The organism is Streptomyces sp. Xyl84 (assembly GCF_059731885.1).
Map to the genome: position 1 here is coordinate 5101349 of NZ_AP029182.1, position 13893 is coordinate 5115241.

Sequence of the window (13893 nt, forward strand, 5' to 3'; positions counted from 1 at the left end):
GTTGATCCCATATCCGATGCACGACGGGGCTCCCCGCCCCCGGACACCAATGGAGGACTCGTGGGAGTCAGCCTCAGCAAGGGCGGCAACGTTTCGCTTTCGAAGGAGGCGCCGGGCCTGACCGCGGTCCTCGTCGGTCTGGGCTGGGACGCCCGCACGACGACCGGCACCGACTTCGACCTCGACGCCAGCGCCCTGCTGCTGAACAACTCGGGCAAGGTCGGCAACGACCAGAACTTCGTCTTCTTCAACAACCTCAAGAGCCCCGACGGCTCGGTCGAGCACACCGGCGACAACCTCACCGGTGAGGGCGAGGGCGACGACGAGGTGATCAAGGTCAACCTCGCGGGCGTCCCCGCCGACGTCGAGAAGATCGTCTTCCCGGTCTCCATCTACGACGCCGAGAACCGCCAGCAGTCCTTCGGCCAGGTCCGCAACGCGTACATCCGCGTGGTGAACCAGGCCGGCGGCGCGGAGATCGCCCGGTACGACCTCAGCGAGGACGCCTCCACCGAGACCGCCATGGTCTTCGGCGAGCTGTACCGGCACGGAGCGGAGTGGAAGTTCCGCGCCATCGGCCAGGGGTACGCCTCGGGCCTGCGCGGCATCGCCCAGGACTTCGGCGTCAACGTCTGAGCGACGAAGCACCCCCGCCGTCCGGCGCCGCGCGTTCTCGCGCGGCGCCGGACGCGCAGGAACCCACACACGCACCATCCACGGGGAGGACCAGATCATGGGCGTCACGCTCGCCAAGGGAGGCAACGTCTCCCTGTCCAAGGCCGCACCCAACCTGACCAACGTCATGGTCGGGCTCGGCTGGGACGCGCGCTCCACCACCGGAGCCCCCTTCGACCTCGACGCGAGCGCGCTGCTGTGCGGCGCCGGCAACCGGGTCCTGGGCGACGAGTGGTTCGTCTTCTACAACCAGCTCACCAGCCCCGACGGCTCGGTCGAGCACACCGGCGACAACCTCACGGGTGAGGGCGAGGGCGACGACGAGTCGATCCTGGTGGACCTCTCCCGGGTCCCCGTCCAGTGCGAGAAGATCGTCTTCCCGGTCTCGATCCACATGGCCGACGAGCGCGGGCAGACCTTCGGACAGGTGAGCAACGCGTTCATCCGCGTCGTCAACCAGGCCGACGGTCAGGAACTCGCGCGCTACGACCTCAGCGAGGACGCCTCCACCGAAACGGCGATGATCTTCGGCGAGCTCTACCGCTACCAGGGCGAATGGAAGTTCCGGGCCGTGGGACAGGGGTACGCGTCCGGACTGCGCGGCATCGCTCTAGACTTCGGAGTCAACGTTTCGTAAAGCCGGGTACGGCGACGGGGGAGACCCGTACACAACGGATTGGGTAGCCAGTGCTTCTGAAAACCTTCGGCTGGTCGTTCGCGATCACCGTGCTCGGCTTGATCGCGGCAGTGTTCTACGGGGGCTGGACCGCCTTCGGGGTGGTGGCGATCCTCGCGGTCCTGGAGATCTCGCTCTCCTTCGACAACGCCGTGGTCAACGCCGGGATCCTGAAGAAGATGAATGCCTTCTGGCAGAAGATCTTCCTCACGGTGGGCGTGCTGATCGCCGTCTTCGGTATGCGGCTGGTCTTCCCCGTGGTCATCGTCGCCATCACCGCCAAGATGGGACCCATCGAAGCCGTCAAACTGGCGTTCGACGACAAGGACCGGTACCAGCAGCTGGTCACCGACGCCCATCCGTCGATCGCGGCCTTCGGCGGCATGTTCCTGCTGATGATCTTCCTCGACTTCATCTTCGAGGACCGGGACATCCAGTGGCTGCGCTGGATCGAGCGGCCGCTGGCCAAGCTCGGCAAGGTCGACATGCTGTCGGTCTGCATCTCCCTGATCGTCCTGCTGATCACCTCCTTCACCTTCGCCACCCACGCCCACCAGCACGGCGGCGCGCACGCCGACAAGGCGCAGACGGTCCTGATCGCGGGGATCGCCGGCCTGATCACGTACATGATCGTGGGCGGTCTGTCCGGGTTCTTCGAGGACCGGCTGGAGGAAGAGGAGGAGCGTGAGCACGAGGAGGAGGAAGAGGCCGCCCGCAGCGGCAAGCAGCGCTCGGCGGTCAAGCTGGCCGGCCAGGCCGCGTTCTTCATGTTCCTCTACCTGGAGGTCCTGGACGCGTCCTTCTCCTTCGACGGCGTGATCGGCGCCTTCGCCATCACCAACGACATCGTCCTGATGGCCCTCGGCCTCGGTATCGGCGCCATGTACGTCCGGTCCCTGACCGTCTACCTGGTCCGCCAGGGCACCCTCGACGACTACGTCTACCTGGAGCATGGCGCCCACTACGCGATCGGCGCCCTGGCCGTGATCCTCATGGTCACCATCCAGTACGAGATCAACGAGGTCATCACCGGCCTGGTCGGTGTCGTCCTGATCGCCTGGTCCTTCTGGTCCTCCGTCCGCCGCAACAAGGCCCTGGAGGCCGCCGAGGGCGAAGCGGCGGGCCCGGGAGAGAAGACTGAGGTCGAGTCCGGGGTGTGACGCCCCACCCGGTACGGGAACGCTCTGAGCGGGGCGGCCGACGGAACCACACGGCGAGCCGAGCCGGGTGGCCTCCTCACCGGCCGTCCCGCTCCATGCGTGCGGGGGTGGTCGAACGCGGTGAAGGTGGGGGCAGGAGATGGGTTTCTTCGACGGTCTGCGGGGCGGACGCCTGGCCGAGTTCGACTCGGGCAGTGCCGCGTCCAACGCGATCGAACTGACCAAACGGCACAGCCAGGTGTCGCTGACCAAACAGGGCGCGGCCACCGGCAACCTGCGCATCAACCTGAACTGGCGGATGCGCACCTCGGACATCGGCGGCGCCGCCCGGCAGAGCCTGCTGCGCCACCCCTTCAGGGCGCTGAAGCCGCCGGAGGTGCTCGGGCACAGCCAGTCGATGGTCAACGTCGACCTGGACCTCGGCTGCCTGTACGAGCTGGCCGACGGCACCAAGGGCGTCGTCCAGCCCCTAGGCGGCCTCCTCGGCGACGTCAACGCACCGCCGTACGTCAAGCTCAGCGGCGACGACCGGTTCGGCTCCGCCTCCGGTGAGACGATCTACGTCAACCTCGACCACCGCGACGACATCAGGCGGCTGCTGGTCTTCGTCTACATCTACGACCAGACCCCGGCCTTCGACCGCACCCACGCCGTCGTCACGCTCTACCCGAGCAACGGCCCGCGCATCGAGATCGGCCTCGACGAGCGCCACCCCCAGGCCCGCTCCTGCGCGGTCGTCCTCATCGAGAACGTGAAGGGCGAACTCACCGTCCGCCGCGAGGTCAAGTTCGTCTACGGCTTCCAGTCGGAACTGGACCGGCTCTACGGGTGGGGACTCCAGTGGGGCAGGGGCTACAAGACGAAGGCGGACCGCTAGGCCCTGTCGTCAAATTCCCGCCTGCCTCGCGACGCCATGCACGCACTCTCGCCGCACCGGGCCCAGACCCGAGTACGTCCAGTACGAGGGTCAGGGCCCGGCACGCCGAGAGCACGCACCTGACGCCGCGAGGCCCGCCCTCCGGGCGGACGACGGGAATTTGACGACAGGACCTAGGTCCTGACGCCTGCCGGCTCAGCCCCGGGTCAGCTTCTTGTAGGTGGCCCGGTGCGGGCGGGCGGCGTCCGGGCCGAGCCGTCGGATTCCCGTCGTCGCCGGCAGGGCGGCCCTGCGGCGTCCGGTGGCTGCCCTCGGCGCGCCGGGCGGTCCGCCAGGTCCGCTCGCGCCCGGAAGGCGGTGCCAGGGCGCCGCTGCCGCTCGTATTCCGTCATGGCATGGCCGGTTCTGGCTGATAAGTTGCTGTGCACATGATCAAGCGCAGGTAATGATCACCAAGTTTTGTTGTGCCTGTTTCCGTGTGCTCGCGCACGCCGGGGCAGGGGGTGCGGGTCGAGGCGGTTCGCACACGGGGGAACACACACGGTGCCGCACGGACCGCCGGTGACCGACCGGATTCCTGGCCGCAAGGGCACCCTCCAGGAAGCGCCGCGCCGCCGAGCCCCCTGAACCGCTCTCCGTCCGCCGCACACCGCGGTGGACGGTCAGGGAGAAGGAGAAGGCATTGGCAACCGGATTCCGGGCTGTGCCGGGCGGGCGTGGCGTCGTGGTGACGCTCGTTGCCCTGGCGCTGCTCCTGGGACTGGATCTGCGCCCGGCGGCGGCCGACACCGCGCCGGCGTACGACAGAGCGGACGTCCTGGAGGTGTGGGGGACCGCGGGCCCGGGCGTGAAGCGGGCGGCGGAGGCCGCCCTGGTGGGCTCCGACCAGGACATCCAGACGTTCATGGGCAAGGACCTGCCCGTCCTGGAGGAAGAGGACCTGCGGGTCCAGGTCGCCCAGGTCATGGCCATCGGCGGCCCCGGCGTGCGGGCGGCGGCCGACACCGCGCTGAGCGGCGGGACCGACCAGCTCAAGGCGTTCCTCGACGAGGGCTTCGAGGCCCCGTACGACGAGGACCTGCGCGTGCAGGTCGCGCAGATCATGGCGTACGGCGGTCCGGGCGTGAAGGCCGCGGGGAACACGGCGCTGAACGGGACGCCCGCAGACTGGCAGGCGTTCATCGACAAGGGCCAGTTCCGGCCCCGTGAGGACGACAACCGGATCCAGGTCCTGCGGCTGATGTCCGCGGGCGGTCCGAACGTCAGGCAGGTCGCGCAGCAGGCGCTGGACGGGACGCCGGAGGACGTGCAGGCGTTCCTGGACGACGGGTGGCAGGTCGCTTCCGCCCGGGACCAGGAGACGCTGACCGTCGCCCAGCTGGCCGACCTGGCGGACCACGCGCAGAAGCAGGCCAAGGAGCTGACCGACAAGGCCAAGGAGGAGGCGGCCAAGGCTGCGGCGGCCACCGCGGCCGCCAAGGCGGCGGCCCAGACCGCCGCGCAGGAGGCGCTGGAGGCCAAGTCGTCCGCCGGGAAGGCGGCGGCGGCGGCTTCGCGCGCCGCTGCGGCGGCGGACCGGGCGGCGCAGGCGGCCCGTACGGCGGTGTCGGCGGCGGCTGCGGCCAACCGGACGGCCCGGGTGGCCGCCAGCGCCGCGGCGCAGGCGGCGTACGCGGCCTCGCGCGCGGGCAGCGCCGCGTCCTCGGCCCGTTCGGCCGCCGCGGCGGCGGCCGGTGACGCCAACCAGGCCCAGCAGGCCCGCGAGGCGGCGGAGAACGCGCGCAAGGCCGCCTCCGGCGCCAAGAAGGCGGCGGACGCCGCCGACCAGGCCGGTATCGCCGCGGACAACGCGGCGAAGGCGGCCGGTGCCGCCGCGTCGGCCGGTGCGAACGCGGCTGCCGCAGCCGCCGCCGCGGCGGACGCGGGCCGGTGGGCCGGTGAGGCCGGTTCCAAGAGCACCGAGGCGCAGCAGGCGGCGGCGCGCGCCAAGCGGCTGGCCGACCAGGCCACCCGGGCGGCCGGGGCCGCGCAGTCCAACGCCAACCAGGCCGCGACGGCGGCACGGCAGTCGCGCGACGCGGCCAACGCCGCCGCCGCGCACGCCGAGGCCGCCGCGACGGCCGCGGACAAGGCCGCCGACGAGGCGGGCAAGGCGGTGGACGCCGCCCAGGCGTCGACGGACGCGGCGAACGAGGCGAGCAAGGCGGCTGACGACGCGCAGACCGCGGCCGACCAGGCGGCGACCGTGGCCGACCTGGCCCGCAAGGCGGACGCCGAGCGGCTGGCCGAGCAGCAGGACGAGGACGTCCTCGCGGCGGAGGAGGCCAACAAGGAGCACGAGGCGCAGGTCGCCCAGGCCGAGTGGCAGGCGGGCCGGGTCCAGCAGCTGGACGCCGAGACCCGGCAGCTCGTGCAGGACGCCGCCGCCTCCACCGACCCGCAGGTCACGGCCGCCAAGGGCCGCCAGGCCGCGGTCAACCTGCTCACCAGCGGGGGCACGTGGGTGAAGGACGCGGCCGAGACGGCCGTGACCGGCACCGACGAGGACGTGGCCGAGTTCGTGCGCACCGGGCTGGACATCGCCCTGGAGCAGGACGACCGGGTGAGCGCGGCGAACATCGCCGAGACCAGCGACAAGCCGGCGCAGCGGCAGGCCGCGCTGGACGTGCTGGACAAGCCGATCGACCAGGTCCGGGAGTTCCTGCGCACCCGCGCCTACCCGGGCAAGGAGGACGACGACCGGATCGCCGTCGGCAAGATCATGGCCGAGGGCGGCCCGGGCGTGAAGGCCGCCGGCAGCAAGGCGCTGGACGGCACCGCCGCCGATCTGCAGGAGTTCCTGGAGAGCGGCCAGTACAAGGCGCGCGAGGACGACGACCGGGTCGCCGTCTCCGAGGCCCTGGCGAGCGGCGGGCCCGAGGTCCAGGCCGCCGCCCAGGCGGCGCTGACCGGACCGCCGGCCGGCCTGCGTCCCTTCCTCCAGGCGGGCCTGTACCGGGCGCGGCAGCGCGACGCCAACGCCGCGTCCCACATCGCGGAGATCAACACCCTGCTGAGCGCCGCCTACAAGTCGGCCGCGCTCGCCCACGCGGACGCCGCCGAGGCACAGCGCGTGGCCGCCCTCGCCCGCAAGGACGCCGCCAAGGCCCTGGAGTGGGCCGACAAGGCGAAGCACTCGGCCGAGCAGGCCTCCGACTACGCCGCGCAGGCCGACAAGTCGGCCGACGACGCGGCGGCCTCCGCCACCCGCGCCGCCGAGTCCGCGAAGACCGCCCGGAACGCGGCGGCCTCGGCCCAGAAGGACGCGCAGTCGGCCGCCCACTCCGCCCAGCAGGCGGAGCACTCCGCGGCGGTCGCCTCGGGCTACTCCGCCCAGGCGAGCACGGCCGCGTACCAGGCGGCGGCCTCCGCGAGCGCCGCGGGCAAGGACGCCGCCGCGGCGGCCAAGGCCTCCTCGGAGGCGCTGAAGATCGCCGCCGACAAGCTCGTGGCGGAGCTGAAGGCGCAGGTCCAGGAGGAGTCCAAGGACCCGAGCAAGCCGCTCTCGGACAAGGAACTGCGCAAGACCCTGGAGAAGCGGCTGTTCCAGTTCCGCAGGGAGCACGCCTTCAACGGCGACATCAAGGCCGGCGACACCATCCTGGTCTGCGGCGGTGACGGCGCCGGCGGCATGGGCTGCATCACCACCACCTACCTGGACCGCCTGATCGCCTGGTACGTGGGCATCGACGAGATCGAGAAGTGCTTCGACAAGTTCGACTCGTCGTGCATGAAGGACCTCGCGCTGCACGCTCTCATGTACAAGTTCCTGAGAAAGTCGCCGTGCAACAGCTTCGCGCCCGGCACCCGGGTGCTGCTGGCCGGCCGGCGGACCAAGCCCATCGAGGACGTCAGGGTCGGCGACCGCGTGGTGGCCACCGACCCGGAGTCCGGGCGGACGGTGGCCGAGCCCGTCGAGGCGACGATCACCGGCAGGGGACGCAAGGCACTCGTCGACGTCACGGTCGGCCGGTCGGCGGCCGGGTACGGCGGCACGGTGGTCGCCACCGACAAGCACCCCTTCTGGGTGGCGGACGGCCGCGGCGCCTGGCGCGACGCGGACCGGCTCGCCCCCGGGATGCGGCTGCGCACCGACGCCGGCAAGCGGGCGCGGATCACGGCGACCCGCGCCTGGACCGCCCCGGACCAGCGGGTCTACAACCTGACGGTCGCGGAACTGCACACCTACTACGTCCTCGCCGGTGACACCGCGGTGCTGGTCCACAACGCGGGCAAGTTCTGCGGGGCCGACGCGGACGCGCTGGAGCACTGGGACAAGGCGACCTTCAGCAGCGCGGAGGAGACCGCGGTCTACCATCTCGACAAGCACGGCAAGGGCAGGACCCTCGCCGAGTACACCAAGGAAGCGATGGATCTCTGGAACAAGACCAAGCCCGAGGACCGCATCCCGTGGAAGCTGAGGAACGGCGAGATGGGGTGGAAGATCCGCGGTGGCCTGTTCGGCGGCGAGGGGATCTACACCAAGGACGGGAAGATCGTCACCTGGCATGACTGAGACAGCAGCAGCCGGGTTCCGCGCGGCCTTCGAGGCCTTCCGGGCCCTGCCCTACCCCGACTACCCCCGTGAGGAGGCGCTGCGCGACTGGAACTCCCGCCTGCTCGACCTCGACGGGTACGTCGCGGGGTACGCGACACGGGTGTACGACGGCCGGATCGGCGCCGCCGAGGTGCCCGACACCGGGGCGCTGGTCCTGGAGGCCGAGACCCTCCGTCGGGACCTCGACGCGATCACCCCGCACGGGGCGGACGAGGCGAGGCTGGTGAGCGACTACCGCGCGTACACCGAGGCGCTGGAGCGGATGGTCCGGCTGCTCGCGGCGCTCGCCCGGACGGCGTGAGCGCCGGGGCCGCGGTTCACCGGCGGGTCACCGTCCGATGAACTGCGGCCCCTGCGGGGGAAGCCGGAAGTCCGGGTCGGGGACCGCCGCCACCGGCGGCGGGTACCCGTGGCCCGAGGGCGCCCCCGTGGGCTGCGGGCCGGAGCCGTACGCCGGCTGCGGATACCCGTAGGCCGGCTGCGGCGCCTTGGCCGGCGGAGTCTGCGGCGGGTGCGGATACCCGTACGTGGGGGGCTGCTCGGGCGGCAGCGGCTGGGCCGCCGGGGGCGCCGCCCCCGCCGCCGTGCCGTCCGTGCCGCCGCTCCCGGCGGACTCCTCCGTCTCGTCGACCGAGATGCCGTAGTCCGTCGCGAGCCCCATCAGCCCGTTCGAGTAGCCCTCGCCCAGCGCGCGGAACTTCCACGACTCGCCCCGGCGGTACAGCTCACCGCAGATCAGCGCGGTCTCCTGGCCGGTCTCGGGCTTGATGTCGAAGGACGCCAGCGGCTCCGCGTCGGCGGCCGCCGCGTCGTACAGCAGGATGCTCAGCTCCCGCACCCGCTCGAAGGCGACGCCGTCCGCCGAGGCGACCAGCAGGATCCGGCTCACCTCGGGCTCCACCCCGAGCAGGTCGGTCTGGATCGTGTCGGTCAGCATCTGGGCGGTCCGCCGCTTGCCCAGCCGCCACACCTTCCCCGACGGGTGCCGCGGCTGGTTGTAGAACACGAAGTCCTCGTCGGAGCGGGCACGGCCGCCGGGGCCGAGGAGCAGCGCCGACGCGTCGACGTCCGGCACCCCCTGGCCGGGCGTCCACCGCACCACGGCCCGTACCGTGGCGGCCTCCAGCGGGACGTTCGACCCCTTCAGCATCGCGCGCGTCATGCGGTCATCCTGCCCTCTCGGTCCTGGTCACGACAACGCGACCCGGACACCGCAAGGCCGCCCCCGCCCCGTTACCAGAAGTTCATGCCCCCCGGGAACTACCGACACCGACTCGTACGTACTATTACCGGCCACCTTTTCCACGTCGCGCGCCACCACGGGGGAGCTACATGCGTCATTTCGGGCACCTCGCTCCGCAGGTGCGTCAGCGCCTCTTCCACCGGGAGCCGGGGGCGTTCACCGCCGACTCCCCGGCGCGGCTGCTCTCCGCCGCCCTGGGCGCCACCCTGTACAGCCCGGCCACCCGCCCGCACCTGGCCGACGACGTCGTCAAGCAGGCCGCCCGCGGCGTGGTCTCCATGGTGCTGTGCCTGGAGGACTCCATCGACGACGCGGAGGTGGAGCAGGGCGAGGCGAACCTCGTGCGGCAGTTCGCGGCCCTGGCCGCGCTCCCCGGGCCCGCCCCGCTCCCGCTGCTGTTCGTCCGGGTCCGCACCGCCGGGCAGATACCCGACCTGGTGCGGCGCCTGGGACCCGCGGTCCGACTGCTGTCCGGATTCGTCCTGCCGAAGTTCACCGGCGAACGCGGACTGCCGTTCCTGGAGGCGGTGCAGGCCGCCGAGGCGGCCTGCGGACGGCGGCTGTTCGCCATGCCCGTCCTGGAGTCGCCCGAACTGCTCTACCGGGAGAGCCGGGTGGAGACCCTGGAGGGGATCTTCCGGGCGGTCGACAAGTACCGCGACCGCGTCCTCGCCCTGCGCCTGGGCGTCACCGACTTCTGCTCCTCCTACGGGCTGCGCCGGGCCCCCGACATGACGGCCTACGACGTCCAGATCGTCGCCTCCGTCATCGCCGACGTCGTCAACATGCTGGGCCGCGCCGACGGCACCGGGTTCACCGTGACCGGCCCGGTGTGGGAGTACTTCCGGGCCCAGGAGCGCATGTTCAAGCCGCAGTTGCGGCAGAGCCCCTTCCTTGAGGTGCAGGCGGCCGGGCTGCGCGAGACACTGATCGAGCACGCCATGGACGGGCTGCTGCGGGAGATCTCCCTGGACCAGGCCAACGGGCTGCTGGGCAAGACCTGCATCCACCCCTCGCACGTGCTCCCCGTGCACGCCCTGTCCGTCGTCAGTCACGAGGAGTACAGCGACGCGGCGGACATCCTGCGGCCCGAGCGCGGCGGCGGGGGCGTGCTCAGGTCGGCGTACACCAACAAGATGAACGAGGTGAAGCCGCACCGCGCCTGGGCCGAGCGGACCCTGCTGCGGGCCGAGGTCTTCGGCGTCGCCCGGGAGGACGTCGGCTTCGTGGAACTGCTCGCCGCGGGCATCCCCGGCGGACCGGCCGCCCCCTGACCGCCGCCCGCCCCGGCCTTTCCGACCCTGCCCCCCATCCCAAGGAACGCATGAACAAGGCAGTGCACGACGGCATATGGTCCGGCACCTGGGTCGCCGAGCGGCTCGGCGTGGAACTCGTGGGCGGCGGCGAACTGACCGGCCTGCTCGGTCTCGCGCTGCGCCGCAACCCCAAGCGCGCCCACCTCCTGGTCTCCCACGTCCTCGGCAAGCACGTACCGCAGTCGCCGTCGGTGGTCTACGGGCACGGGCTCGACCTGGGCCGCCGCGTCCGGGACCTGCTCGGCGAGGACGAGGCCGCCCGCGCCGTCGTCCTCGGGTACGCGGAGACCGCGACCGGCCTGGGCCACTCGGTCGCCGACGGCCTGGGAGCGGTCCCCTGCCTGCACTCCACCCGCAGGCCGGTCCCCGGCGTGCGCCCGGCCGGCGGCTTCGAGGAGTCCCACTCGCACGCCACCTCCCACCTGCTGCTGCCGGAGGACCCGGCGCTGCTGGCCACGAGCGGCCCGCTGGTGCTGGTGGACGACGAGTTCTCCACCGGCAGCACCGTCCTGAACACCATCCGCGACCTGCACGCCCGCCACCCGCGCACGCGGTACGTCGTGGTCGCCCTGGTGGACATGCGCTCGGCGGCCGACACCGCCCGCCTGGACGACTTCGCCCGCGGCATCGGCGCCCGCGTCGACCTCGTCGCCGCCGCCTCGGGCACGGTCCGCCTCCCCGAGGGCGTCCTGGCGAAGGGGCAGGAACTGGTCGCCCGGTACGAGAAGGCGGCGCCGCACGCCCAGGAACCCGCCGCGCCCCCCGCCCGGCACACGCCCGGCCAGGTCGTCCGGGTCGGACTGGACTGGCCCCGCGGCCTGCCGGACGGCGCCCGGCACGGCTTCACCCCGGCGCACCGCGAACGGCTGGAGCGCGCCCTGCCCGCCATGGCGGACCGGCTCGCCCGCGCCCTGCCCGCCGGCGCCCGCCGGATCCTGGTCCTCGGCTGCGAGGAACTGATGTACGTGCCGCTGCGGCTCGCCCACGAGCTGGAGCGCACCACCGGCGCCGAGGTACGCTCCTCCACCACCACCCGCTCACCCGTCCTCGCCGTCGACGACCCCGGCTACGCCATCCGCAGCCGCCTGGTCTTCCCCGCGCACGACGACCCGGCCGACGGCCCGGGCGAGCGCTACGCCTACAACGTGGCGGGCGCCGGCTTCGACGCCGTCCTCGTCGTCGTCGACTCGGCCGCCGACACCCCGTCCCTGCACGCGCCCGGGGGCCTGCTGGCCCGTCTCGCCGCCCACACCCCGCACGTCCTGCTCACGGTCGTGCCGTCCTACGTCCCCGCCTTCGCGCAGGAACCCCGGCCGGACCGGGGAGCCCAGGAAAGTCAGGAAAGTCCCCCCATGCTGCCCGAGCCCCTGCGCGGCCCCGCCTTCTCCTCGTACGCGCCCGAGGAGGTCGGCTGGCTGCTCCAGGACCTCTCGGACGTCACCCTGGAGGCACCGACCGAGGAGCGCGAGGAGGCCATCCAGAGCGGCGGCGCCCACTACGCCGAGTCCCTGCCGGTGGAGTACCAGCCCAGCGCCCAGTACCAGGAGCTGTTCCACGCGGCCCTCGGCGCCTCGGCGGGCCGGCTCGCCCAGGCCGTCGGCGCGGTCACCGAACTCGTCCTCGCCGAGCGCTCCCCCCGTCCGGTCCTGGTCTCCCTGGCCCGCGCCGGAACGCCCGTCGGTGTGCTGATGCGCCGCTGGGCCGCCTTCCGGCACGGACTCGAACTGCCGCACTACGCCGTCTCGATCGTGCGCGGCCGGGGCATCGACGCCAACGCGCTGCGCTGGCTGGCCGCCCACCACGACCCGGCCGACGTCGTCTTCGTCGACGGCTGGACCGGCAAGGGCGCCATCACCCGGGAACTCGCCGAGGCGGTCCGCCAGTTCGAGGAGGCGGGCGGCGCCACCGGCTTCGACCCGGAGATCGCCGTACTCGCCGACCCGGGCTCGTGCGTACGCACCTACGGCACCCGGGAGGACTTCCTCATCCCGTCCGCCTGCCTCAACTCCACCGTCTCCGGGCTGGTCTCGCGCACCGTGCTCCGCGCCGACCTGGTCGGACCGGACGACTTCCACGGCGCGAAGTTCTACCGGGAGCTGGCCGGCGCCGACCTGTCCGGCGTCTTCCTCGACACCGTCACCGCCCGCTTCGGCGAGGTCGCCGACGCCGTCGAGGTGACCGTCAAGGAACTGCTGGCCGGCGACCGCGCACCGACCTGGGCGGGCTGGGCGGCGGTCGAGCGGATCAGCGAGGAGTACGGCATCCACGACGTGAACCTGGTCAAGCCGGGCGTCGGCGAGACCACGCGTGTGCTGCTGCGCCGGGTGCCGTGGAAGATCCTGGCGCGGGCCGGGGCCGGCGCGGACCTGGACCACGTGCGCCTGCTGGCCGGGCAGCGCGGGGTGCCCGTGGAGGAGGTGGACGCACTGCCGTACACCTGCGTGGGGCTGATCCACCCCCGCTACACGCGCGGGGCGACCGGCACCGACGGGAAGGCGGTGGCGCTCTGATGCCGGTGATGGTGGCCAGCGACCTCGACCGCACGCTCATCTACTCCGCCGGGGCGCTGGCCCTGAGCGGCCCGGACGAGCGGGCACCGCGGCTGCTGTGCGTGGAGGTGTACGAGGGAAGGCCGTTGTCGTTCATGACGGAGACCGCGGCCAGGCTGCTCGGCGGCCTCGGGGACGCGGCGCTGTTCGTGCCGGCCACGACCCGCACCCGCGAGCAGTACCTGCGCGTCCGCCTCCCCGGCCCGGCCCCGGCCTACGCGGTCTGCGCCAACGGCGGCCACCTGCTCGTCGACGGCGTCTGGGACCAGGACTGGCACCGGCAGGTCACCGGCCGGCTGGCCGAGGAGTGCGCGCCGCTCGACGAGGTGCGCGAGCACCTGCTGCGGACCGCCGACCCGGCGTGGGTGCGCAAGCACCGCACCGCCGAGGACCTGTTCGCCTATCTCGTCGTGGAGCGCGAACTGCTGCCCGAGCAGTGGGTGAAGGAGCTGGTGGCGTGGGCCGGACAGCGCGGCTGGACGGTCTCGCTCCAGGGCCGCAAGGTCTACGCCGTCCCCGGGCCGCTGACCAAGGGCGCCGCCGTCCGCGAGGTCGCCCGCCGCACCGGGGCCGACCTGGTGCTCGGGGCGGGCGACGCGCTGCTGGACGCCGACCTGCTGCTGGCCGTGGACCGCGGCTGGCGGCCGGCCCACGGGGAACTGGCGGAGACGGGCTGGACGGCGCCCGGCATCAGCGCGCTGCCCGAGCGCGGGGTGCTGGCGGGGGAGCGGATCGTACGGGAGTTCCTCGCGGCGGCCGCCGCACCGCGCTGAGGCGGGCCGGGCGGGTGCGGACGCCGC

At 72.7% G+C, this 13893-nt stretch carries 10 protein-coding genes; 9 read left to right on the top strand and 1 reads right to left on the bottom strand.

Features of this window, described 5'->3' with window-relative positions; genetic code table 11:
- Positions 1 to 60: 60 nt before the first annotated feature.
- The 6 genes from AC6I72_RS22125 (at position 61) to AC6I72_RS22150 (ending at position 8286) form a co-directional block, all read left to right on the top strand.
- On the top strand, positions 61 to 636 hold the full coding sequence (locus AC6I72_RS22125; RefSeq protein WP_498002878.1) for a TerD family protein: 576 nt from the start codon (positions 61 to 63) through the stop codon (positions 634 to 636).
- A 97-nt stretch (positions 637 to 733) separates the two neighbouring features.
- A complete protein-coding gene (locus AC6I72_RS22130; protein WP_037854182.1) occupies positions 734 to 1312 on the top strand; it encodes a TerD family protein in 579 nt (192 codons plus the stop codon).
- 50 nt (positions 1313 to 1362) lie between these two features.
- Entirely contained in the window at positions 1363 to 2511 is a 1149-nt protein-coding gene (locus tag AC6I72_RS22135) for a DUF475 domain-containing protein (RefSeq protein WP_498002880.1), read from the top strand.
- 139 nt (positions 2512 to 2650) lie between these two features.
- Positions 2651 to 3388 (top strand): TerD family protein, encoded by a 738-nt coding sequence (locus AC6I72_RS22140; RefSeq protein WP_498002881.1) that lies wholly within the window; start codon positions 2651 to 2653, stop codon positions 3386 to 3388.
- A gap of 724 nt (positions 3389 to 4112) precedes the next feature.
- Complete coding sequence (locus AC6I72_RS22145; RefSeq protein ID WP_498002883.1) at positions 4113 to 7943, top strand: polymorphic toxin-type HINT domain-containing protein; 3831 nt, start codon at positions 4113 to 4115, stop codon at positions 7941 to 7943.
- Positions 7936 to 8286, top strand: coding sequence for a hypothetical protein (locus AC6I72_RS22150; protein ID WP_498002884.1), 351 nt, complete (start codon positions 7936 to 7938; stop codon positions 8284 to 8286). The genes AC6I72_RS22145 and AC6I72_RS22150 overlap by 8 nt, the downstream gene beginning before the upstream one ends.
- 27 nt (positions 8287 to 8313) lie before the next feature.
- On the opposite strand, the gene AC6I72_RS22155 is transcribed toward AC6I72_RS22150, so the two are convergent.
- Complete coding sequence (locus tag AC6I72_RS22155; protein ID WP_498002886.1) at positions 8314 to 9147, bottom strand: TerD family protein; 834 nt, start codon at positions 9145 to 9147, stop codon at positions 8314 to 8316.
- A 170-nt stretch (positions 9148 to 9317) separates the two neighbouring features.
- Here AC6I72_RS22155 and AC6I72_RS22160 point away from each other — a divergent pair, with 170 nt between their 5' ends.
- From AC6I72_RS22160 to AC6I72_RS22170, 3 genes are read left to right on the top strand one after another with little or no spacing between them, the layout of a single operon-like run.
- On the top strand, positions 9318 to 10502 hold the full coding sequence (locus AC6I72_RS22160) for an HpcH/HpaI aldolase/citrate lyase family protein (protein WP_498002887.1): 1185 nt from the start codon (positions 9318 to 9320) through the stop codon (positions 10500 to 10502).
- Positions 10503 to 10552: 50 nt separating this feature from the next.
- A complete protein-coding gene (locus AC6I72_RS22165) occupies positions 10553 to 13054 on the top strand; it encodes a phosphoribosyltransferase (protein ID WP_498002889.1) in 2502 nt (833 codons plus the stop codon).
- A complete protein-coding gene (locus AC6I72_RS22170) occupies positions 13054 to 13866 on the top strand; it encodes an HAD family hydrolase (RefSeq protein WP_498002891.1) in 813 nt (270 codons plus the stop codon). The genes AC6I72_RS22165 and AC6I72_RS22170 overlap by 1 nt, the downstream gene beginning before the upstream one ends.
- The last annotated feature ends 27 nt before the right edge of the window (positions 13867 to 13893 follow it).